12 protein-coding genes are annotated in these 23,142 nt (G+C 72.0%); 7 read left to right on the top strand and 5 right to left on the bottom strand.

The genetic code is table 11. From position 1 onward, the window contains the following. The first annotated feature begins 21 nt into the window (after window positions 1–21). The 3 genes from ABT112_RS01300 to ABT112_RS01290 all read left to right on the top strand — a co-directional run bounded on the left by ABT112_RS01300 (window position 22) and on the right by ABT112_RS01290 (window position 14,815). On the top strand, window positions 22–11,808 hold the full coding sequence (locus ABT112_RS01300; RefSeq protein ID WP_351504226.1) for a type I polyketide synthase: 11,787 nt from the start codon (window positions 22–24) through the stop codon (window positions 11,806–11,808). Window positions 11,809–11,940: 132 nt separating this feature from the next. Further along, window positions 11,941–13,251: a threonine--tRNA ligase gene (gene thrS, locus ABT112_RS01295; RefSeq protein WP_351504224.1), complete on the top strand. Its 1,311-nt coding sequence runs from the start codon at window positions 11,941–11,943 to the stop codon at window positions 13,249–13,251. Window positions 13,252–13,681: 430 nt separating this feature from the next. Further along, the gene (locus ABT112_RS01290; RefSeq protein WP_351504222.1) at window positions 13,682–14,815 is read left to right on the top strand and encodes an IPT/TIG domain-containing protein; all 1,134 of its coding nucleotides are present in this window, start codon (window positions 13,682–13,684) and stop codon (window positions 14,813–14,815) included. A 287-nt stretch (window positions 14,816–15,102) separates the two neighbouring features. Here the strand turns inward: ABT112_RS01290 and ABT112_RS01285 are convergent, their stop codons facing one another. Continuing rightward, on the bottom strand, window positions 15,103–15,876 hold the full coding sequence (locus ABT112_RS01285) for a TetR/AcrR family transcriptional regulator (protein ID WP_351504220.1): 774 nt from the start codon (window positions 15,874–15,876) through the stop codon (window positions 15,103–15,105). A 177-nt stretch (window positions 15,877–16,053) separates the two neighbouring features. On the opposite strand from ABT112_RS01285, the gene ABT112_RS01280 reads away from it, so the two are divergent. Further along, on the top strand, window positions 16,054–16,440 hold the full coding sequence (locus tag ABT112_RS01280) for a VOC family protein (protein ID WP_351504218.1): 387 nt from the start codon (window positions 16,054–16,056) through the stop codon (window positions 16,438–16,440). 137 nt (window positions 16,441–16,577) lie between these two features. On the opposite strand, the gene ABT112_RS01275 is transcribed toward ABT112_RS01280, so the two are convergent. Beyond that, window positions 16,578–17,447, bottom strand: coding sequence for an MmyB family transcriptional regulator (locus tag ABT112_RS01275; RefSeq protein ID WP_351504216.1), 870 nt, complete (start codon window positions 17,445–17,447; stop codon window positions 16,578–16,580). 154 nt (window positions 17,448–17,601) lie between these two features. Here ABT112_RS01275 and ABT112_RS01270 point away from each other — a divergent pair, with 154 nt between their 5' ends. Next, a complete protein-coding gene (locus ABT112_RS01270; protein ID WP_351504214.1) occupies window positions 17,602–18,048 on the top strand; it encodes a hypothetical protein in 447 nt (148 codons plus the stop codon). 64 nt (window positions 18,049–18,112) lie between these two features. Here ABT112_RS01270 and ABT112_RS01265 read toward each other — a convergent pair whose 3' ends face one another. The 3 genes from ABT112_RS01265 to ABT112_RS01255 all read right to left on the bottom strand — a co-directional run bounded on the left by ABT112_RS01265 (window position 18,113) and on the right by ABT112_RS01255 (window position 21,219). After that, window positions 18,113–19,348 carry an RNA polymerase sigma factor gene (locus ABT112_RS01265; protein ID WP_351504212.1) on the bottom strand — a complete coding sequence of 412 codons (1,236 nt, stop codon included), beginning with the start codon at window positions 19,346–19,348 and terminating at the stop codon, window positions 18,113–18,115. Between the two features lie 2 nt (window positions 19,349–19,350). Next, window positions 19,351–19,698 carry a YciI family protein gene (locus ABT112_RS01260; protein ID WP_351504209.1) on the bottom strand — a complete coding sequence of 116 codons (348 nt, stop codon included), beginning with the start codon at window positions 19,696–19,698 and terminating at the stop codon, window positions 19,351–19,353. 423 nt (window positions 19,699–20,121) lie between these two features. Beyond that, entirely contained in the window at window positions 20,122–21,219 is a 1,098-nt protein-coding gene (locus ABT112_RS01255) for a DUF1152 domain-containing protein (RefSeq protein ID WP_351504207.1), read from the bottom strand. Window positions 21,220–21,299: 80 nt separating this feature from the next. Here ABT112_RS01255 and ABT112_RS01250 point away from each other — a divergent pair, with 80 nt between their 5' ends. Together ABT112_RS01250 and ABT112_RS01245 are read left to right on the top strand one after the other, a co-directional pair. Beyond that, window positions 21,300–22,040, top strand: coding sequence for a GntR family transcriptional regulator (locus tag ABT112_RS01250; protein ID WP_351504204.1), 741 nt, complete (start codon window positions 21,300–21,302; stop codon window positions 22,038–22,040). 262 nt (window positions 22,041–22,302) lie between these two features. After that, window positions 22,303–22,737, top strand: a complete 435-nt coding sequence (locus tag ABT112_RS01245) for an ATP-binding protein (protein ID WP_351504202.1) — start codon at window positions 22,303–22,305, stop codon at window positions 22,735–22,737. The last annotated feature ends 405 nt before the right edge of the window (window positions 22,738–23,142 follow it).

The raw sequence follows: 23,142 nt of genomic DNA, 5'->3' as shown, positions 1-23,142 counted from the left end.
AGGCCATTTGCGGAGGATGAAGTGAGTACTTCCACCGAGAAGATCGTCGAGGCTTTGCGGGCCTCTCTCAAGGAGAATGAGCGGCTCCGGCAGCAGAACCAGCAGCTTTCCAGAATATCGACGGAACCGATCGCCATTGTGGGCATGAGCTGCCGTTACCCGGGCGGGGTCGACTCTCCCGACGCCCTGTGGGAGCTCCTCTCCGCCGGCCGTGACGGCGTCACGGAATTCCCCACGGACCGCGGTTGGGACCTGGCCGCACTCCGCGGCCCCGACCCGCGGAATCCGGGCGCGAGTCATACGCACGAAGGCGGATTCCTCGACGGTGCCGCGCAATTCGATGCCGCCTTCTTCGGCATTTCGCCGCGTGAAGCGATGGCCATGGACCCGCAGCAGCGCCTGATCCTGGAAGCCTCGTGGGAGGCCTTCGAGCGCGCGGGCATCGATCCGCAGGCGGTGCACGGCAGCCGCGTCGGGGTGTTCGCCGGGCTCATGTACCACGACTACGCCGGACTGGTGGAGCGTTCGCCCGGTGGCGGTGACGGCTTCCTGGGCAACGGCAGCGCCGGCAGCGTGCTCTCCGGCCGCGTCGCGTACACCCTCGGCCTGGAGGGCCCGGCCGTCACGGTGGACACCGCGTGCTCCTCGTCCCTGGTCACCCTGCATCTCGCCTGCCAGGCGCTGCGCCGTGGTGACTGCTCGATGGCCCTGGCCGGCGGCGTCACCGTCATGGCGACCCCCGGTGCCTTCGTGGAGTTCAGCCGCCAGGGCGGCCTGGCCGCGGACGGTCGGTGCAAGGCGTTCGCGGATGCGGCGGACGGCACCGGTTGGGCCGAGGGTGTGGGGATGCTGCTGGTGGAGCGGTTGTCGGACGCTCGCCGCAATGGTCATCCGGTGCTTGCGGTGGTGCGGGGTTCCGCGGTCAATCAGGACGGTGCGTCCAGTGGGTTGACGGCGCCGAACGGTCCGTCGCAGCAGCGGGTGATCCGGCAGGCGCTGGAGAGCGCGGGACTGTCGCCCGAGCAGGTGGATGCGGTTGAGGCGCACGGCACCGGGACCGCACTTGGTGACCCGATCGAGGCGCAGGCACTGCTGGCCACCTATGGTCAGGGGCGGCCGGCGGACCGCCCGTTGCGTCTCGGCTCGGTGAAGTCGAATCTCGGTCACACACAGGCGGCCGCGGGTGTCGCGGGTGTCATCAAGATGGTGCAGGCCATGCGCCACGGGGTGCTCCCGCAGACCCTCCATGTCGACCAGCCGTCGTCGAAGGTCGACTGGTCGGCCGGCGCCGTCGAGCTGCTGACCGAGGCCGTCACCTGGCCCGAGACCGGCGAACCACGCCGAGCAGGCGTCTCGGGCTTCGGAGTCAGCGGCACCAACGCCCACGTCATCCTCGAACAGGCCCCCGAGGCCCCCCAGGCCACCGACGCTCCGGAACCGACCCCTGCCGACGCTTCCCCCACGACGGTGCCGTGGGTGTTGTCGGGGCGCAGCGTGGAAGCGCTGCGTGCACAGGCGGGCCGTCTGGCCTCGTTGTTGCAGGACGAGCCGGCATTCTCCCTCGCCGATGTGGGCTATTCGCTGGCCACATCGCGTGCGGTGCTGGAGCACCGCGCCGCGGTCGTGGCGTCCGGGCGTGAGGCGGGCCTTGCCGCGCTGACCGCTCTGGCGTCCGGGAGCACGGCTCCGGGACTGGTGGAACGCAGCGCGGGCGCGGGGAAGCCGGCGGTGCTGTTCACCGGCCAGGGTGCCCAGCGCTTGTCGATGGGACGCGAGCTCTACGACCATTTCCCGGTGTTCGCGGAGGCATTCGACGCTGTCTGTGGTGAGTTGGACCGGCATCTGGATCGTCCGCTGCGGGACGTCGTCTTCGGCTCGGATGCCGGGGTGCTGGACCGGACGGGTTTCACGCAGCCCGCGTTGTTCGCTCTCGAGGTGGCGTTGTTCCGCCTGGTGGAGTCGTGGGGTGTGCGGCCGGAGTATGTCGCCGGTCATTCGGTGGGCGAGCTGAGCGCCGCACACGTAGCCGGCGTGCTGTCCCTGGCCCATGCCGCCGCCCTGGTGGCGGCGCGCGCCCGGCTGATGCAGGCTCTGCCGGAGGGCGGGGCGATGGTGGCCATCGCCACCTCCGAGGCAGAGGTGCGCAGTCGGCTCCACGATGCGGCAGGCGTGTCGATCGCTGCGGTCAACGGTCCGCAGTCCGTGGTCATCTCCGGTGACCGCGACGCGGTCACCGCCGTGGCCGAGGGCTTCACCACGGCCGGGGTGAAGACATCGCGTCTGCGGGTGAGCCATGCCTTCCACTCGGCTCACATGGACGGCATGCTCGACGCGTTCCGTTCCGTGGCGGAGAAGCTGTCGTTCCAGGCGCCGCGGATTCCGGTGGTCTCCAACCTCACCGGCACGCTCGCCACCCCGGAAGAGCTCTGCTCCCCCGAGTACTGGGTGCGGCATGTCCGGGAGGCGGTGCGGTTCGCCGACGGCATCCGAACCCTCCACGCCGAAGGTGTCTCGCACTACCTGGAACTGGGCCCGGACGGCGTCCTCACCGCCATGGTCCGCGACTGCCTCCCCGATGACGGCCAGGCACTCCTCGTCCCGGCACTCCGCCGCGACCGGCCGGAGGCGGAAGCACTCCTGCGCGCGGTCTCCGGCCTGCACGTCCACGGCGTCGACATCGACTGGAGAGCGGTCTTCCAGGGCACCGGTGCGCGCCGCATCGACCTGCCGACCTACGCCTTCCAGCACGAGCACTACTGGCCGAAGCCGTCCGATCTCCGTCCCGAGGACGTGTCCTCCGCCGGTCTCGGAACCGTGGACCACCCTCTCCTGGGAGCGTCCATCGTGCTCGCCGGGAGCGACGGAGCCGTGCTGACGGGACGGCTCTCCCTCGACGCTCAGCCCTGGCTGGCCGACCACGCCATGGCCGGCGCCGCCCTGCTGCCCGGCACGGCGTTCGTCGAATGGGCCATCCGCGCGGGTGACGTGGTCGGCTGCGACCGGGTGGACGAACTCACCCTCGAATCCCCCCTCCTCCTGCCCGCCGAGGGCGCGGTGCAGGTGCAGATCGCGGTCGGCCCGGCCGATGACACCGGCCGGCGATCGCTGGAGGTGTACGCCCGGCCGGCCGCGGACACTCCGCAGCCCATGCTCGTGGACGCCTCCCAGGACGCCGCCTGGACGCGGCACGCGACCGGATTTCTCGCTCCCGCGGACACCGGAGCGTACGAACAGGGCACCGCTGCTCCTGCCGCATGGCCGCCGCAGGGCTCCACGGTGGTGGACATCGAAGGGGCCTACGAGTCCCTCGCCGACAGCGGATACGACTACGGACCGGTGTTCCGCGGACTGCGCGGACTCTGGCGCCACGGCAACGAGGTCCACGCCGAGGCCGCCCTGCCGGACACGGCCGATGCCGAGGCCCGTGCCTTCGGCATCCACCCGGCACTCCTCGACGCCGCCCTGCACGCGATCGGCCTGAGCGGACTCCTGCACGCCCCCTCCGGCGCGGAGCGTCAGGCATGGCTGCCGTTCTCCTGGCGCGGCGTGTCGTTGCGGACGGCCGGCGCCGCCGCCGTCCGCGTCCGGCTGTCCCTCACGGGGCCGAACGCCGTCTCCCTGGAGCTGACGGACCGCGCCGGACGCCCGGTGGCCCGCGTCGACGAACTGACGATGCGCGCCGTGGCCGTGGACACGCTGGGGGCCGGGCACGGCGCACCACGCGACGCGCTGTTCCGGGTGGACTGGGCGACGCTGCCCACACCCCGGGACCCGGCCCCCACGGGCTCGGACGATCACCTGATCGTGCTGGGGCAGGCCACCGGCGAACTCGCCGCCGCCTCAACCTCCCTTTCCGGAAGCGGTGTTCAGCGGTATGCGGACCTGAGCGAACTCGGGGCCCGTATCGACGCCGGTGAACTGCGGACCCCGGACGCCGTGTGGGTGGAGATCACCGAGCAGGGCCCGGAGACGGCCACCCTGCCGTCCTGGGTGCTCGAGGCCACCCGGCACACCTTGACGCTGCTGCAGTCGTGGCTGGCGGACGAGCGGTTCGCCTCCTCGCGTCTGGTGGTGGTGACGCGGGGTGCGGTTGCCGTTGATCCGGGCGAGGGTGTCGCGGATCTGGCGCATGCCGCGGTGTGGGGTCTGGTGCGGTCGGCCCAGTCGGAGAACCCCGACCGGTTCGTACTGATCGACCTCGACACCGGCTCCGATGTGAACACCGCCGTCGAGGCGACCGGTCTGCCGATGTCGCTGGTGGCCTCGGGCGAGCCGCAGGCCGCCCTCCGCGCGGGCACGGTACGGGTCCCGCGCCTGGCACGTGCCACGCCGTCCGCGGACCAGGGGGCCCCGGCCGTGTGGGATCCCGCGGGAACGGTCCTGATCACCGGTGGCACGGGCGCGTTGGGCTCGATGGTGGCCCGACACCTGGTGGCCGAACACGGAGTGCGGCACCTGCTGCTGACCAGCCGTCGTGGCGCGGACGCGCCGGGTGCTGCGGAGCTTCGGCAGGAGCTCGCCGGTCTCGGTGCGCAGGTGCGCATCGCCGCGTGCGATGCCGCGGACCGCACCGCACTGGCCGCCGTCCTCGCGGACATCCCGGCCGACGCACCCCTCACCGGCGTGGTGCACACAGCGGGCGTCCTGGACGACGGGGTCATCGGATCCCTGACCGCCGAGCGTCTGGCCACGGTGCTCCGCCCCAAGGTGGACGCCGCACTCAACCTTCACGACCTGACACGGAACCTGGACCTGTCGGCGTTCGTGCTGTTCTCCTCCGCCGCGGGCATCGTCGGCGCGGCCGGGCAGGGCAACTACGCCGCCGCCAACACCTTCCTCGACGCCCTCGCCCACCACCGCCGCGCGCTCGGCCTCGCAGGACAGTCGCTCGCCTGGGGGCTGTGGGAGCAGCCCAGTGGCATCACCGGCGGGCTGACCGGCACGGACGTCGACCGGATGGTGCGAACCGGAGCCGAGGCACTCTCCGAGGAGGAGGGGCTCGCGCTCCTCGACGCGGCGTGTGCTGTGGAGACGCCCCTGCTGGTTCCGATGCGGCTGACCACAGCGCGACTGCGCGAGCAGGCACGGGCCGGACAGTTGCCGGCGCTGCTGCGCGGCCTGGCCGGTGCCGCTCCGCAGCGCAGGGTCGCGCGGCACGACGAACCCTCCGGGCCGCGCGGACTCGCCGGTCTGAGCCCGGCTCAGCGGGAGCGTGCCCTTCTCGACCTGGTGTGCGGCGATGTCGCGGGTGTGCTGGGGCACGCCTCCGCCGGTGCGATCGACGGAGAGCGCTCCTTCCGCGACCTGGGTTTCGACTCGCTGACCGCGGTCGAGCTCCGCAACCGGCTCACCGCCGCGACCGGTCTGCGGCTGCCCGCCACGCTCATCTTCGACTATCCCTCACCGGCCGTCCTGGCCCGGCACCTGAGCACCGAACTGTCGGGCACCGACACCGTGGGATCCGCCCAGGCACCCGCCTCGGTCGCCACCGACGACGACCCCGTCGTCATCGTGGGCATGAGCTGCCGCTACCCGGCGGGCGTACGGACCCCCGAGGATCTGTGGCACCTGATCGACAGCGGAGCCGACGCCGTCACCCCGTTCCCCACCGACCGTGGATGGGATCTGGAGAACCTCTACGACCCGGACCCCGGCCACTCCGGTACGAGCTATGTGCGCCACGGCGGCTTCCTGCACGACGCGGCGGAGTTCGACGCCGCGTTCTTCGGCATCTCGCCGCGTGAGGCACTGGCGATGGACCCGCAGCAGCGACTGCTGCTCGAAGCCTCGTGGGAGGTCTTCGAACGAGCCGGAGTCGACCCGCTGTCCGTCCGGGGCCAGTCCGTCGGCGTGTTCGCCGGTGTGATGGGACAGGACTACGCCGCCCGCTTCAACCGGTTCCCCGAATCCGTGGAGGGCCAGCTCGGCAGCGGCAACGCCGGGAGCGTCGTCTCGGGCCGTATCGCCTACACCCTCGGGCTGGAGGGGCCGGCCGTATCGCTCGACACCGCGTGCTCGTCGTCGCTGGTGGCCCTGCACCTCGCGGCGCAGTCGCTGCGGCAGGGCGAGTGCACGATGGCCCTCGCCGGCGGCGTCACGGTGATGTCGACACCGGTCGCCTTCGTGGAGTTCAGCCGTCAGCGGGGTCTGGCCGCGGACGGCCGGTGCAAGGCGTTCGCCGGTGCCGCGGACGGCACGGCCTGGGCCGAGGGCGTCGGCGTGCTGCTCCTGGAGCGGCTGTCGGACGCCCGCCGCAACGGCCACCCGGTACTGGCCGTGGTGCGGGGCTCTGCGGTGAACCAGGACGGCGCGTCCAACGGCCTGACGGCCCCCAACGGCCCCTCCCAGCAGCGCGTGATCCGCCAGGCACTCACCAACGCGCGGCTGTCCGCCGAGCAGGTGGACGCCGTCGAGGCCCACGGCACCGGAACCGCACTCGGCGACCCGATCGAGGCCCAGGCCCTGCTGGCCACCTACGGCCAGGGACGCCCGGACGACCGGCCGCTGCGCCTCGGCTCGGTGAAGTCGAACCTGGGACATGCCCAGGCAGCCGCGGGTGTCGCGGGCGTCATCAAGATGGTCATGGCGATGCGCCACGGGATCCTGCCGCAGACCCTGCACGTCGACGAACCGACCCCCCATGTGGACTGGTCGGCCGGTGCGGTCGAGCTGCTGACCGAGTCGGTGGCCTGGCCGGAGACCGGCGAGCCCCGACGGGCGGCGGTGTCGGCCTTCGGCGTCAGCGGCACGAACGCTCACGTCATCCTCGAAGGGGCACCGGTCGACACCTCCACGCGGACGACCGAGCCGTCGGATCCGCCGGCCGCGGACTCCGACATGACTGCCGTCGAGTCGGGCACCGTTCCCGGCACCGAGGTCGTCCCCTGGGCGCTGTCGGCGCGCGGCGCGGACGCGCTGCGCGCACAGGCGGACCGCCTGCACACCCTGACCAGCGCCCATGCCGAGCTGTCGCCGGTGGATGTGGGGTATTCGCTGGTGCGTGGTCGTGCGGGGCTGGAGCATCGTGCGGTGGTGTTGGGGGCCGGTCGTGAGGGGCTGGTTTCGGGTCTGTCGGTGTTGGCCGGTGGCGCGGCCGGTGCCGGTGTGGTGCGTGGTGTCGTGGGCGCTGGTAGTGCTGGTGTGGTGTGGGTGTTCCCTGGTCAGGGTTCGCAGTGGGTCGGGATGGCCGAGCAGTTGTGGCGCTCTTCATCTGTGTTCCGGGGGCGGTTGGAGGAGTGTGGTGCGGCGCTGGATCCGTTGACGGGTTGGTCGTTGACGGATGTGGTGCGGGGTGTCGACGGTGGCCCGTCGTTGGATCGGGTGGATGTGGTCCAGCCGGTGTTGTGGGCGGTGATGGTCTCCCTGGCGGAGGTGTGGCGCTCGCATGGTGTGGAGCCTGCCGCTGTGGTGGGGCATTCCCAGGGTGAGATCGCTGCCGCGTGCGTCGCTGGGGCGTTGAGTCTGGAGGACGGCGCCCGTGTGGTGGCGTTGCGCAGTCGTCTGATTGCGGAGATGGCGGGGGACGGCGGGATGTTGTCCGTCGCGCTCCCGGTGGATCAGGTGACCGAGGCCCTGGCGGATTCGGGTTCGGGTTCGGCGGTGTCGGTTGCTGCGGTGAATGGTCCGGCGTCTGTGGTGCTGTCGGGTGATCGTGAGGCCTTGTTGGCGTTGCAGGCGCGGTGGGAGGCCGAGGGCGCGCGGGCGCGGATGGTGCCGGTGGATTACGCGTCGCATTCGGTGCAGGTGGAGCAGATCGAGGACCGGCTGCGTGAAGTACTCGCGTCCATCCGTCCGGTGTCGGGGCAGGTGCCGTTCTATTCGGCGTTGACCGGTGGTGTGGTCGATGGTGTGAAGCTGGATGGCGGCTATTGGTACCGGAATCTGCGTGAGACGGTGCGGTTCGATCAGGCCACCCGGTCCGTACTCGACGCTGGCTACCGCGCATTCCTTGAGGTCAGTGCGCATCCGGTGCTGTTGATGGGGGTGCAGGAGACCGCTGACGCTGCCGACCGTCAGGTGACCGCTGTGGGCACTCTGCGGCGGGGTGAGGGTGGCCCGGAGCGGTTGCTGACCTCCCTGGCCGAGGCCTGGTGCGCCGGCATCGACGTCGACTGGCGCACCGTGTTCGAGGACACGGGCGCGCGCCGCGTGGACCTGCCCACCTACCCCTTCCAACGCCGCCGCTACTGGCTCGATGCCACGCAGGGCGGTGGTGACGTCGAGTCGGCGGGTCTGCTCCCGGCCGGTCACCCGTTCCTGGACGTGGCGATCGGGGTCGCGGACGCGGACACGCACCTGTTCACCGGCCGGCTGAGCCTCGACGTCCACCCCTGGCTCAGCGACCACACCGTGACGGACACGGTGCTGCTGCCCGGTACGGCCTTCGTGGACATGGCGATGCGGGCCGGTGCCGAGGCCGGGTGCGGTCGCGTCGAGGAACTCACCCTGGAGGCCCCGCTGATCCTGCCCGACCGGGGCGGGGTCCCTCTCCAGATGTCCCTCGGCGCACCCGACGCCGCGGGCCGGCGCTCCCTCGCCGTCCACTCGCGAACGGAGGGGCGCGACGGAGCGGAATGGACCCGGCACGCCGCCGGTGTTGTGGCTCCCGCCGCGGAGGAGGCCACATACGACCTGAAGGTCTGGCCGCCCGAGGGCGCCGTCGCAGTGGATCTGGAAGGCCACTACGACCGTCTGGAGGAGACCGGACTCGGCTACGGCCCGGCGTTCCGCGGGCTGCGGCGGGCCTGGACCGCGGACGGTGAGGTGTATGCCGAGATCGCCTTCGACGGCGAGGCGGCGGCACCCGGTGGCACCTTCGCACTGCACCCGGCGCTGCTCGACGCGGCCTTGCACGCGATCGGCCTCGGCGGGCTCGTCGAGGACACCGGCCGGCCGCACCTGCCCTTCGTCTGGACGGGTGTTCAGCTGCACGGCTCCGGCTCCGGCTCCGGGGCTGCGGCGCTGCGGGTCCGGCTGACCGCGGCCGACGGGGACGGTATCGCCCTGGTGGCCGCCGACGGGGACGGGCGGCCGGTGGCGTCCGTCGCCTCGCTGGCGCTCCGTCCGCTCGCCCCCGGTCGGCTCGCCGCCGCACGGCAGCAGTCACTGTTCGAGGTGGAGTGGCAGCCGGCCGCTCCGGCGTCCGGCACCGTGCCCTCCGGCCGGTGGGCCGTGCTGGGCGACGGTTCGTCCGACGTGGTGTCGGCGCTCACGGCGACCGGGACAACGCTCGACGGCTACCCCGGCCTGGCGGCGCTGGGTGACGCGATCGGCGCCGGCCGCGACGTTCCGCAGGTGGTGCTTGCCCCGTGCCACGTCACGGGAGCCGGGCCCCTCGACGAGCCCGTCACCACCGCATCGGCACAGGCGCAGGCCGCCCGGGCCGCCGCCCACGACGCCCTGGCGCTGGTGCAGGCGTGGCTCCGGGACGAACGGCTCGCCTCCTCGCGCCTGGTGCTGGTCACCCGCGGTGGAGTGGCGGCCGGCGACGACGAGTCCGTACCGGGCCTGGCCGAGGCGACCGTGTGGGGTCTGGTGCGCTCCGCGCAGTCGGAGAACCCGGACCGGCTGGTGCTGCTCGACGTGGACGACCCGGACGGCCCCGGCGGCCCTGCCGGCACCGCACGCGCCGTACGGGCCGCGGTGGACTCCGGTGAGCCGCAACTCGCGGTGCGCGGCGGCGAGGTGCGGGTTCCCAGGCTGGTCCGGGCCCGCACCGCGGATGGCGCCGACGCCCCGTCCGCCGCTCCCGGTCGCGAACCCGGCGGCGGCACGCACCGGGCAGCCGGCCGGCTGCCGCGGTTCGACGAGCAGGGCACCGTTCTGATCACCGGTGGCACCGGGACGCTCGGTGCGCTGATCGCCCGCCACCTGGTCACCGAGCACGGCGTACGGCAGCTGATCCTCACCGGCCGCCGTGGACCGGCGGCCGACGGCGCGACGGCCATCGCCGCCGAACTCACCGCCCTGGGCGCCGAGGCGACCGTCGCGGCCTGCGACGCCGCCGACCGGGAGGCGCTCGCACAGCTCCTGGACACCGTCCCGGACGACCGCCCGCTCACCGGTGTGGTCCACGCGGCGGGTGTCCTGGACGATGGTGTCCTGCCCGCGCTCACGCCCGAGCGCCTGGACGCGGTACTGCGCCCCAAGGTGGACGCGGCGCTGCACCTGCACGACCTGACCCGCGACCGCGACCTGTCGGCCTTCGTGCTGTTCTCCTCCGCGGCCGGTGTCCTCGGCGGCGCCGGGCAGGCCAACTACGCGGCGGCCAACTCCTTCCTCGACGCCCTGGCCCAGCACCGGCGCGCCCAGGGCCTGCCCGGGGTCTCCCTGGCCTGGGGGGCGTGGGCGGAGACCAGCACCATGACCGGCGGGCTCGACGCCATCGACACCCGGCGGCTCTCCCGGGCCGGAATGGCGCCGCTCACCTCGGACGAAGGGCTGGCGCTGTTCGACGCCGCGCTCGCCGCCGACCGGGCCCTGCTCCTGCCGGCGGGGCTGAACGTGCCGGCCCTGCGCCGCCAGTCCTGGCCCGCCGGGGTTCCCGCGCTGCTGCGCGGCCTGGTGCGGGTTCCGGAGCGGCCGGTGCAGGATGACGGACACGGCGACGCGGGGGCTCTGCGGAGCCGACTGGCCGCACTGCCCGCCACCGAGTGGGACGCCGTGCTGCTGGAAACCGTCCGGGCCCAGGCGGCCATCGTGCTCGGACACGCCTCTGCCGACGAAGTGCAGGCCGATGTCACGTTCCTGGAGTCCGGGTTCAACTCGCTGACCGCCGTGGAACTGCGCAACGCGCTGAACGCCGTCACCGGGCTGCGGCTGCCGCCCACGGTCGTCTTCGACCAGGCGACACCCGGAGCGCTCGTGGCCTACACGGCGGGGCGCCTGGCGGAGGACGGCGTCGGTGGCGGGGCACCGTCACCGGCCGGCCCGGCACAGCCGACGGCCGCACCGCCACGAGCCGTCGCGGTCGAGCCGGAGCCGGTCACCATCGCGTCGCTGTACCGGAAGGCCGGCGAGGACGGAAAGATCACCGAGGCGCTGCAACTGGGCATCGCGGCCGCCTCGATCAGCCCGGTCTTCTCCTCGCCGGACGACGCGGACCCGCTTCCCGGCCCGATCCGGCTGTCCCGCGGCGAGCGGCGCCCCCTGCTGCTCTGCCTGCCGTCCTTCAGCGCCACCTCCGGCTCGCACGAGTACGCCCACTTCGCCGCCGCCTTCCGCGACCGGCGGGAGGTGTACGTGCTGCCGGAACCGGGCTTCGCCCCGGGGGAACCCCTGCCGGCGACGGTCGAGGCGCTGACCCGGGTGCACGCCGAAGCGGCCCTCCGGTGCGCCGGGGACGACCCGTTCGTGGTCGTCGGCCGGTCGGCGGGCGGCTGGGTCGCCCACGCGGTGGCGCACCGCCTGGAGGAGCTCGGGACGCCCGCGCAGGCGGTCGTCCTGGTCGACAGCTATGCCGCGACCAACGCGATGGGGACCGAGCTGATCTCCGCCATGATGGGCGGGGTGCTGCTGCGCGACGGCACCTACTCCTCGATCACCGATACGACCGTCACCGCGATGGGCGGCTACAACCGCCTCTTCATGGACTGGTCGGCGCAGCCGATCAGCACGCCGACGCTCTTCCTGCAGGCCCAGGACCCGTTCTCGGAGGACCTGCGGGAACTGCCCGGCGAGGTCTGGCACGCCCGGTGGGATCTGCCGAGCACGGTCGTCGGGGTGCCCGGGGACCACTTCACGATCCTGGAGGAGCACTCGGGAACGACGGCACAGGCGGTCGAGACCTGGCTGGACACCCTGGAGTGACCGCCTGACCGCCTGACCGCCCGGCCGCCCGCGGAAAACCCCGCGGCCGGCCGGGCCCACTCTGCTAACGTCGCAGGTATGAAGCGCGCTGCGATGACGACGACGCCGGAGACCGTCCCGGCGCGCTGACCGTTGTTCTGTCCGAAGCCCCGGGGTGAGCGCCCCGGGGCTTCGCCGTGTGGTCACTCGCCTCCCGTCCGTGAGGAGACCACGATGCACGACCACCGCAAACTGGGCCGCGAGCTCGGCCTGTTCGGCACCGACCCGCTGATCGGCGCCGGGCTGCCGTACTGGCTGCCCGACGGCGCGGAGCTGCGGCACACCCTGGAGGAGTACATCCGCGAAGCCGAGCGCCGCGCGGGCTACCGCCATGTGTCCTCACCGGTGCTCGGCAAACGCGAGCTGTACGAGATCTCGGGCCACTGGGACCACTACCGCGACGACATGTTCCCGCCGATGGACCTCGGGGGAGAACAGGTCGTCCTGCGGCCCAGCCTGTGCCCGCACCACGCCCTGATCTACCGCTCCCGCTCGCACAGCTACCGGGAACTGCCGCTGCGTATGGCGGAGTTGGGCGGCATGTACCGGTCCGAGCTCTCCGGCGTCCTCGGCGGGCTCACCCGAGTCCGCGCCATCCAGCTCAACGACGCGCACATCTTCTGCACCGAGGAGCAGGTCGCCGGCGAGACCCGGGACGCCCTGGAGCTGATCCGCCGCGCCCACCGGGCCCTGGGCATCGTGCCCGTCCGCTACCGGCTCTCCCTCCCCGGGGCCGGCGGGAAGTACGTCGCCGACCCGGCGATGTGGGAGCGTGCGGCCGCCGTGCTGCGGGACGTCCTCGACCGGTCCGGTCTGCCGTACGAGGCCGTCGCGGGGGAGGCCGCGTTCTACGGGCCCAAGATCGATGTCCAGATCTCCGACGGAGCCGGACGCGAGGCCACTCTCTCCACCGTCCAGGTCGACTTCCACCAGCCCGAACGGTTCGACCTGCACTACATCGGGGCCGACGGCGCCCGGCACCGGCCGGTCATGGTCCACCGCAGCGTCATCGGCAGCGTCGAACGGGCCGTCGCCCAGCTCCTCGAGGTGCACGGAGGTGCCTTCCCGGCCTGGCTGGCGCCGGTGCAACTGGCCGTGCTGCCCGTCTCCGAGGCCGAAGTGCCCGCGGCGGAGGAGTTCGCACGCCGCTGCCGCGAACGGGGGCTGCGTGCGGAGCTCGCCGGGCCGCGGGACGGCACCCTCGGAGCCCGGATCCGGGCTGCCCGCCTGGTGCCCTACCAGGCGGTGATCGGCGCCCGGGAAGCCGGCGACGACCGGGTCGCGCTGCGCCTCCGGGACGGGCGGCGCCTGGACGCCCGCCCGGCCACCGAGGTGCTGGACCGGGTGGCCGGCCTGGTCGGCGCGTACGGCACCGAACTGTGGGACGAGCCCGTCCCGGCCTGATGCCGGGACAGGCGCAGCGGCCCGGCCCCACTCGTCCGGTCGAGGGCCGACCGGTCCTCGACCGGACGAGCTTCGCGGCCCCGGGGTGACATCGCCGCCCCAGGCGTGGACGGGCAGGCCGTCACCGTCCGCGGTGACGGCCGTCGCCGCCTCCCGGTGGCGGGACGGGTTCCGGTGACGGGGCCGGTCTCCTGATGACGCGGCCGGAAAAGGAGTGGGGGAGTGGGGGAGCGGCATTGCGGCGCACGCCGGGGCACACCATTCCCGCTCCGCTCCTTTGCATACGGTCGTTTTGACGCCCGAACGCATCATCGGCCGTGCGCATGCGCCTTCTTCACACCCGGCCGGAACCCTACCGTCGAAGGCATCCACTATTCGACGGCAGCGTCGGCTCACCCGAACGGGAAATCCGCTGTCGCAGGGAGAAGCCATGTCCGCAGTCCTCATGCAGCAAGGAAACCCTTCGCCCCAGGGCCCCTGGTCCGACCAGGGACCGGGAGGACGGCCGGGTGACGGGGGTGGAAACTGGCCCAGATATCCCAGACTGTACGAGGCCGTTCCCGACTCGGGCCCGACCGCCGGCGGAAATACCGTCCTGCTCACCGGAGTCGGACTGGACGGCACGACGCAGGTCACCTTCGACGGAGTGCCCGTGACCATCGTGACCCAGGACCCCTCGGGCGGCTCGGTGACGGTCATCGCGCCGCCGCACGCGGCCGGCACCGTACCCGTCGTCGCCACCACCCCGCGAGGCGCGACCAACGCGGTCAGCTACACCTATCTGGTGGCGACGCCGAGCGGGCCGACGGTCAGCGCCCTGGTGCCCAGCAGCGGGTCCACGGCCGGCGGCACCGCGTTCGCCATTCTCGGCACCAATCTCATCGGTGCCACGGTGACCTTCAACGGCGTCCCGGCCACCGGGGTGTTCGTCAACGCCACCGGCACCGTCCTCACCGGCACCACCCCGCCCGGCGCGGCGGGCAACGTCCCGGTCGTGGTGACCACGCCGTCCGGCAGTGCCACGGTCCCCGGCGGCTACACCTACACGGCACCGCCGCCGACGGCCGCCACCATCACCCCGGCGTCGGGAAGTACGGCCGGTGGTACGGGGTTTGTGATCAGTGGGGCGAATCTGCAGGGTGCGTCGGTGACGTTCAATGGGGTTGCGGCCACGGGTGTGTCGGTGAATGCGGCGGGCACGGTGCTGGTCGGTCTCACGCCGGCGGGCGCCGTGGGCAACGTCCCGGTCGTGGTGACCACGCCGTCCGGTACCGCGACGGTCCCCGGCGGCTACACCTACACCCTGCCCCCGCTGCCCGTGGCCACCGCCATCGTCCCGGCGTCGGGAAGTACGGCCGGTGGTACGGGGTTTGTGATCAGTGGGGCGAATCTGCAGGGTGCGTCGGTGACGTTCAATGGGGTTGCGGCCACGGGTGTGTCGGTGAATGCGGCGGGCACGGTGCTGGTCGGTCTCACGCCGGCGGGCGCCGTGGGCAATGTTCCGGTCGTGGTGACCACGCCGTCCGGCACCGCGACCGTCCCCGGCGGCTACACCTACGTCTGAGGCCGCCGGCTCCGCGAACCGGCTCGGCCCGGCCGGGGAGGCACATCCGGAGTCCGGGTGCGCCCTCCCCGGCCCCGTGGCCGGGACAGGACCGAGAACCCCCATGGGTGAGGGACCGGACAGCAGCTGTCCGGTCCCTCACCCATGCACCGAATCGGGGGCCGGCCACCGCCCGGGCGCCGACCGCCTTGCGCCGTTGCCCGTCCCCCGGGCGCTCGGCGGAAAGCCGGATCGCCCCTGCCCGGGAGCATCGGTCCGTGCCGGGTCGCGCTGGTCCGGCCCCGCGGTCAGTCCGAACGGGACTCGATGAGCCGTGCGAAACCGTCCAGGACGCGAGCCAGCCCGAATGTGTACGCGTGCTCCGGGCTGGACGGGGCATGGTGGGCCTCGCCGGCCGCGGCTCCCACCCGCGTGGCGAGGGGGTAGCGGGACGGGTCGAAGACCTGCTCCAGCAACGGGGCGTTGGCCGCCCACCAGTCCGCGTCGGACAGGGCGGTGTCGCGGGCGACCGCCTGGGCGTCGATCGCGGCCCGGGCGGTGGACTGGACGAACGCGAGGAGATGCGCCAGCGAGGCGTCCATCTCGACATCGTCCAGCCCGAGCCCCTCGAAGGCGCTCAGCTCGTGCTCGTACTTGTCCATCGAACCGGGCCCCAGGGGCGGGCGGTTGACATTCAGCGCCGCCACCCAGGGGTGCTGCCGGAAGAGCTCGCGGTTCGCCTCGGCGACCACCTCCACCCGGGCGCGCCAGGGTGTCGTCGTCGCGTGCTCGGGGCGGGGCATCCGCTGGTGGACGGTGTCCAGCATGAGGTCGAGGAGTTCGGCCTTGCCGGGGACGTAGGTGTAGAGCGTCATCGGGGTGACACCCAGCTCCTGGGCCAGGGCGCGCATGGTCACCGCGTCGATGCCCTCCCGGTCGGCGAGGGCGATCGCCGTGCCGACGACCGCGTCGACGGTGAGGCCCTGTTTCGGTCCGCGGGCCGCCCGGCCGTGCCCGGGCATCCGCCACAGCAGTTCCAGCGTGCGGGCCGGGTCGCCGGTCCCGCTCCGGTTCTTCGCCATGCGCCCATCCTCTCCTGTCCGGCCCGGGCCCCCGCACCGCGGGTGCCTCCGCCCCGCGCTCCGGAGGAGAAACGCCACACACTGTGTACAGTGTATAGAGTACACTGTAGAGAGTTCCACTGGAATGGGTCGGCCGACGCGGCACCGGCAGCCGACCCCCTTGCGGCAGGAGAATTCGTGCAGATCACCGCCACCTCCGTAGCTCTGACCGTCGACGACGTCCGTGCCTCCGCCACGTTCCTGACGGAGCACTTCGGCTTCGCGGAGGCCATGTCCGCCGACGGTTTCGTCTCCCTGGGCCGTGCGGGAGCCCCGCAAGTGATCTTTCTGCGACGCGGGCTGGACGTGCTGCCCGAGGGATACCGCGACCGGCATGCCACCGGCGTGATCCTGGCCTTCACCGTGGCCGACCTGGAGGGGGAGTACCAGCGGCTGCGGGACGCAGGCGTCGCCATCACCCTGCCCATGTGCGAAGAGCCCTGGGGCGAGCGTCTCTTCCAGGTCACCGACCCGAACGGCGTGGTCGTCGAACTGCTCGACTGGAACGCTTCCGGTGACGAGTGACGAGTGACGAGTGACGAGTGACCGGTGACCGGTGAGGGGAGACCGGTGACCGGAGCCGGGCAGGGCCATCGGCCGAACAGTGCCGGACCCGAGGAGACCCGGACACCTGCCCCTGCCCCTGCCCCCGCCCCTGCCGCTCAGAGCGGGCCGGGGCCGGGCGGCAGCGGCAGCGCGCCGAGCACCTCGGTGGTGAACGCGTCGAGGGGGTAGAACAGTTCGATCGCCAGCTCCGAGAGGGTCACATCCGCCGGGGCGCCGAACGTGGCCATGGTGCTGAACAGCGACAGTTCACCGTGCGGCGTCCGTAGCCTCAGCGGCACCTGGATCGGGGCCGGGGCGGATGGGTCCGGGGCTGACGGCTCCGAGGAGGACGGGTCCGAGGAGGACGGGTCCGAGGAGGAGTCCGGCTCCGGGCCGGGAGGTGCCGGATAGCGGGACACCTCCTCGTACAGCACGCGCAGGTCGCCGTCCCCGGTGGCGTCGACCTGCCGGCGCAGCCGCTCCAGGAAGAGGGCCCGCACCTCACCGAGGTTGACCACCCGCGCGGCCAGACCCTCCGGATGCAGGGCGAGGCGGTACACATTCGGCCGGGGCTCCAGCAGATGGTGCGGTATGCCGTCCATGAGCACCGGCATGGCCCGGTTGCCGGTCACCACGTTCCACCAGCGGTCGACCACCACCGCGGGGTACGGCTCATGGGCGGTCAGCATGGTGCCGAGCGCGGCGCGCACCGACGCCATGGAGCGGTCGTCGAGGCTGCTCTCCCGGTACGCGGGCGCGTAGTCGGCGGCGAGCAGCAGCGCGTTGCGCTCGCGCAGCGGCACCTCCAGCGCCGAGGCGAGACGGAGCAGCATCGTCCGGCTCGGGTGGGCCCGGCCCGTCTCCACACAGGACAGATGGCGTGCGGAGACGTCCGCCAGCAGGGCGAGGTCGAGCTGGCTGAGCCGGCGGCGCCGCCGCCAGTCGCGTAACAGGGAGCCCAGCCGCGGGCGTTGATCCGCTTTCATGCCCGGAGCCTAACCGGGCCGCAGCATCGCGGCCATGACCTCCGAGGTCATTGAGTCCGGCACCGTGCCGCTGCCACGGTTCACCTCAGGGCCCGGTGCGACGGGCCGTCTCGGACCCGGCACGACCGGGCGTCCTTCGACAGAGGAGTCCCGCATGACCGTCCCGACCACAACCGCCCGGCGCCCCGCGGCCGGTGGCGCGACACCGGATCTGCTGCGCACCAGCCTGCGGATCGACAGCTGGGGAACCGCCGCGTTCGGTGTCCTGCTGCTGGTGGGCAGCCCCTGGCTCGACGGACCGCTCGGCCTGCCCGCCTCCTGGTCCGTGCCCCTCGGCATCGCCATGCTGGGCGGAGCCGCCGCCCTCGCGCTCATCGCCGGGTATCCGCGGATTCCCGAACGGCTCTCCGCGACCGTCGTCGTCGCCAATGCCCTGTCCTGTCCGCTGCTCCTGCTGCTGGCGTTCTCGGATCTCGTTCCGCTCACCGCCGCGGGCACCGTCTTTCTGGTGATCGGTGCGGTGGTCGTCGCGGTCTTCGCCGAGCTCGAGTTCGTCGGCCACCGCCGTGCGCGGGGCGACGGCCGCAGTGCCCCGGCCTGACACCTCGCCGTGCGGCGGTGCGGCCACGCCGGCGGCGCGGGAACAGCCGCCGACCGGCCGGGGCTCACCCCGGCCGGAGCTCCGCCCGACGCCGTTCCAGGAAGTCGCGTTCCGCCGCGTTGCCGGTGCGGTCGATCGCCGCCCCGTAGGCGGACGCGGCCTCCGCGTCCCGGCCCAGCCGCCGCAGCAGATCGGCGCGCACGGCATGGAACAGGTGGTACCGGTCGAGGGCCAGGCCGTCGACGAGTGCCAGCGCCGCCTCCGGTCCGTCGACCTCGGCCACCACGACCGCCCGGTGCAGTGCCACCACCGGGCTCGGCGCGAGCGCCCGGAGCTGGTCGTACAGCCGCAGGATCTGCCGCCAGTCGGTGTCCCCGGCGCTCGCGGCGTCGCTGTGCACGGCGTTGATCGCGGCCTGGATCTGGTACGGACCGGGCCGGTCACGCCGCAGACAGGCCCGCACGAGGCTCTGCCCCTCGGCGATCAGGGCTCGGTCCCAGCGGCCGCGGTCCTGGTCGGCCAGCAGCACCATCCCGCCGTCCGCGGCGCTGCGGGCGGACCGGCGGGCATCGATCAGCAGCATCAGCGCGAGCAGCCCCATGACCTCCGGCTCGTCGGGCATCAGGGCGGCGAGGAGCCGGCCGAGCCGGATCGCCTCCGCGCAGAGGTCCGTCCGCACCAGCTCCTCGCCCGAACTCGCCGTGTAGCCCTCGTTGAAGACGAGGTAGACCACCGCCAGCACGTCCCGCAGCCGGTCCGGCAGATCGGCGTCGGCCGGGATCCGGTACGGAATGCGCGCGTCCCGGATCTTCGCCTTGGCCCGCACCAGCCGCTGGGCCATCGTGGGCTCCGCCACCAGAAAGGCGCGGGCGATCTCCGCGGTGGTGAGCCCGCCCAGCAGCCGCAGGGTCAGGGCCACCCGGGCCGGTGCGGCCAGGGCCGGGTGACAGCAGGTGAAGATCAGACGGAGCCGGTCGTCGTGCACGGGTCCCTCCTCGACCGGTTCGTCGCGGGCGTGCAGCAGCGCCGCCTGGGCCTGCCGGTCCGCGCGGGACGCCTCGCGGCGGAGGCGGTCGATCGCCCGGTTCCGGGCGGTGGTGATGATCCACCCGGCGGGGCTCGGCGGCAGGCCGGTGGCGGGCCAGCGCTCCACCGCCGTGGTGAACGCGTCCTGGACCGCCTCCTCCGCGGCGTCGATGTCGCCGAGGACGCGGACCAGGACGGCGACCGAGCGGCCGTACTCCTCGCGGAACACCCGCTCGGTCTCCGCCGCGTCCACCTCCGGCCGGTCGGACGGCACCCTCAGGCTCCGTGCGACAGCGGCCTGACCTCGATCGGCAGTGTGGTGGCCCGGGCCGGCTTGCGCCCCCAGCCGAGTGCCGCGTCGAGATCGGGCGCCCGGATGACCGTGAACCCGCCGATGTGCTCCTTGCCCTCCAGGTACGGGCCGTCGGTGGTGAGCACCTCCGACTCGCCCGGCCGCAGCACGGTCGCCGTGTCCGGCGGGTGCAGCCCGCCGGAGAAGACCCAGGCACCGGCCTCCTCGAGCTCGGCGTTCACGGCCCGGACGTCCCGCATGATCGGGTCCAGCACCTCGGGCGGCGGAGGGTCACCGTCGGGCTGGTAGATGCTGAGCAGGTACTGCTGCATGACGTCCTCCATCGGTGGCGGTGCCGGCCCGGTGCCGGCCTCTCACCCCCTACACGAACGGGGACCGGCCGGATCGACAGAGAGCGCCGGCCCTGTTCAGAATTCTCCCCGCGCCGGCGCCTCGACGGGCGCCGGGGGAGCTGCGGAGCGTTCCCGGGACGTCCCGGGCACCGTGGCCCTCTGTGGTTGGTACCTGCCCGCGATCCGGCGGCCGATGGTGCGAGGAGGGGGCTGCGGCCGTGCGCTCACCCGATCAGGCGCATCATGCGAAATGCGAACGAGGCTGGGTTGCTGACTGCCGTGCGCGCGGCACGGGTGCCCGGGCGGGCTGGAAACGGACGGAGACAGGAGCACGGGCCCGGGACGGGGTCCGGCCGCGCGAGGAGAACGGGGAGACCGGGCTCGCCCCCGTAGGGGACGTTGCTACTCAGGCTTTGTCGCCATGCGCCACAGGGGCGCCTCGTACTGCCCCGGGCGGCTGTCGATCAGCAGTCGGCGCAGGGGATCGCGCTGGGAGCCGGCGAGGTTCAGGGCCTCGGTGATGCGGCGGAACGTCGTGTGGGTGACTCCCCGGCCGTGGGCCTGCATCTCGAACCGGTCGAGCTGGGGCAGCACGGCCTCGTCATCGAGCTTCACGGCCGGCTGGTTCATCAGCCGTGTGGCCTTGTCGCGCTCGTAGTCGATCTCGGAGAAGCCGCAGATCTCGCGGCTGTACGCCTCGACCTCGTCCAGCGAGGCCGTCGCCATGATGGCGCGGGCCAAGGTGTTGCGGCCCAGCGCTTCGTCCAGGTCGACCTCGTGGACCCTGGGGCCCTCGTCGGTGAGAGGTACGGGGAGGCCGGCATCTCGTACCTCACAGGTGCCCCGGACTCCTCGTGCCGTTGCAGCGAGCATCGCCGTCGCCTCGGAGGGGTGCCATTCCAGGACCGCGCTGATCGGTTCCACCTCCTTCGCCGTGAGGGCGTGTACGGCCGGCCCGAGCAGCGGGCGCAGGGCGTCCGGGGACAGTTCGCCGTCCAGGCCGGGGCCGGCAATCAGCAGGCGCACCGGGGCGCTGACCTGGCAGGTGGCAGCCAGGGTCAGGGCATCGGCGAGGGGACTCTTCAGCGTTGGCTCATTGCCTCGCGCAAGGATGTCGCCGCCGACGTCCAGGAGGTCGATCGACTCCGGCTCCAGGTGACTGACCAGCTCTTCCAGCTGCCGCGTGACGCCCAGAGCGCCCTGGTGAGGGTCAAGCAATGCGAAGGTGTGGGGGAGTTCGGCCGCGAGTCGCGGGAGGGTGGATCCCGCCGGAGCGATCGGCCGAGCTTCGGCCGGCACCGCTGAGACGGTCGGCGTGATGCGGTCGAGGCCGGTGAAGTCGTGGGCTCCTCGAGGGCCTGGCACCGGGTCGACGAGCAGGCGATCCCATGCGTAGGTGAGGATCACCGTCTGGTCGTCGTCGCTGTACAGGGTGGCGGCAAGCATGGCAGCGGTGACGGCGTCGCCCCCTCCTCCTGCTGCGACGATCAACCGCGTCATGCCAGCCAGCGTACGGGGTTCAGCGTTGGCGCTCACCCTATAGTGGCTAGCGGCCATAGCCACTTGGACTGGGAGGGAACATGCCGCAGATTGAGGAGGCTCAGCCGAAGTATCTCCAGATCGCGTACTTCATTCGTGATCAGATCCTTCGAGGAGACCTGCGGCCGGGGGACGAGGTTCCCTCGGAACGGCAACTCGCGGCAGACTGGAAGGTGTCCAGGCCCACGGCCGCCCGTTCTCTGGAGGCGCTGAGTCATCAGGGCCTGGTCGAGAAGAGGCAGGGGTCGGGCACTTTTGTCCGGAACCTCGAAGTCAACCGGCGAGCACGTGAGTTGTATGGCCGTGCCCGCCAGACCGGAAAGATCTACACGCGCGGTGAGTACGCGGTCATCACGTCTGCCGGCTGGCTGGAGGCGCCGGATCATGTGACCGAGGCGTTGGGCTTGGGCAAGGGGTGCAGGGTCGTGCATCGACGCCGCGTGACCAACAATCAGGATGGGCCCATCACGCTGTCCACCTCCTGGTTTGCTCCGGACATCGGCCAGAGGGCCCCGAAGCTCTTGGATGCGGAGCGGATCCAAGAGGGCACTCTCATGTATGTCGAAAGCGTGACGGGACGTCGGGGCAGCTATGCCGAGGACCGGATGTGCGCGCGGTCTGCGACAGACGAAGAAGCGGCTGACCTCCGACTCGAATCCGGTTCAGCCGTTCTGATCGTTCATCACGTCGTCTTCGACCTGCAGGACCGGCCGTTGGAGTTCGCCGAAGCCACTTACCCGTCACAGCGCTGGGTGTTCGAACAGGGGTACCCACTCACCTGATCTGTCGCTGTTGCGTCGATGCGCTTGCAGAGTGTGAGTGGCCAATGCCACTATCCAGTAAGTGGCTAAGGCCACCTGGGAGGAGTGCGACGTGACGTCACGGCGGCCGGAAGCGGGATTCACCATTGGCTCGCCGGGGGCGTGGTCGGAAGCGGCGCCGGCTCGCGTGCAGCGCTGCCGCGTTCCATCGTCAACGACTGCCTCTGCCGCATCGAAGCGACGGTGCCTCGACAGCGACGGCACGGACAAGGAGTGAGCGCGGATGGTCTACATGCTCGACCGTGACCCATGCCCCGAGGCGCCTCGGCTCGGAACGATGACCTTGCATCCGAGCCCCGATTCGGTGCCCCGCGCGCGACGCTGGTTTGAGAAGTTCATCGCCCCGTACTGCCCGGCCTGCTCGATCGAGGACTGCGTTCTGTTGGTCTCGGAGCTGGTGAGCAACGCGATCGTCCACGGTCGGTCGGATGAGCCTTGGGTCGTACGGGTGGAGTGGTACCGCGAGGAAACCTCGCTCCGGATCGAGGTGCACAATCCGGGATGCCCGGCGAACGTGCGGATGCGTCGGCCGGAGGATGACGACGCGCACGGGCGGGGCCTGCTCCTGGTCGACTCCATCGCTGACTCCTGGCACTCGGGTCCCAGCCGTTTCGGTGGCACCGTCGTGTCCTTCGTGATGGCTGATGCCTGGGAATGAGAGCAGCGCCCCTCGGAGGTCGCTGCCGTGGAGCGGGAAAGATGAACCCCGGGATTCATTCTCTGTGTGCCGGAATTCGGAGGGACTCCCGCCATCGCAGGGAAGGCCGTCCTGACCTCCAATGGCCTGGTGCAGACAACCTGTCGGTGAATTCCAAATCGGGAGGCGGGGCGTGCCTGCCGCGGATTTCTGTGCAATGGGAATCACATGCAGCAGTCGGACGGTGGGACGGTCGCGAGGTTCCGCGATCGGCACTCAACCGGGCTAATTGACGGTCTCTCGGCTGCTTCATTCCTCAACGAGTGGCGACCGTTCGCAATTGGCGTGTCGGGCAACATTGCCAAGAACCCCCTGTTACTCTGCGGGCCGGAATTATCCACAAAGGATTGAACGCGCCAGCCGGCG

The organism is Streptomyces sp. NPDC002055 (assembly GCF_040296705.1).
GTDB lineage: Bacteria > Actinomycetota > Actinomycetes > Streptomycetales > Streptomycetaceae > Streptomyces.
Note: the sequence above shows the minus strand (reverse complement) of the source record. Positions and strands in the feature narration are given on the sequence as shown.

Bases quoted from the DNA above. Each gene is read 5' to 3' on its own strand.
- ABT112_RS01290 (WP_351504222.1), top strand. From the start codon at position 13,682: ATGTCCGCAGTCCTCATGCAGCAAGGAAACCCTTCGCCCCAGGGCCCC.
- ABT112_RS01285 (WP_351504220.1), bottom strand. From the start codon at position 15,876: ATGGCGAAGAACCGGAGCGGGACCGGCGACCCGGCCCGCACGCTGGAA.
- ABT112_RS01275 (WP_351504216.1), bottom strand. From the start codon at position 17,447: ATGAAAGCGGATCAACGCCCGCGGCTGGGCTCCCTGTTACGCGACTGG.
- ABT112_RS01270 (WP_351504214.1), top strand. From the start codon at position 17,602: ATGACCGTCCCGACCACAACCGCCCGGCGCCCCGCGGCCGGTGGCGCG.
- ABT112_RS01260 (WP_351504209.1), bottom strand. From the start codon at position 19,698: ATGCAGCAGTACCTGCTCAGCATCTACCAGCCCGACGGTGACCCTCCG.
- ABT112_RS01255 (WP_351504207.1), bottom strand. From the start codon at position 21,219: ATGACGCGGTTGATCGTCGCAGCAGGAGGAGGGGGCGACGCCGTCACC.
- ABT112_RS01250 (WP_351504204.1), top strand. From the start codon at position 21,300: ATGCCGCAGATTGAGGAGGCTCAGCCGAAGTATCTCCAGATCGCGTAC.
- ABT112_RS01245 (WP_351504202.1), top strand. From the start codon at position 22,303: ATGGTCTACATGCTCGACCGTGACCCATGCCCCGAGGCGCCTCGGCTC.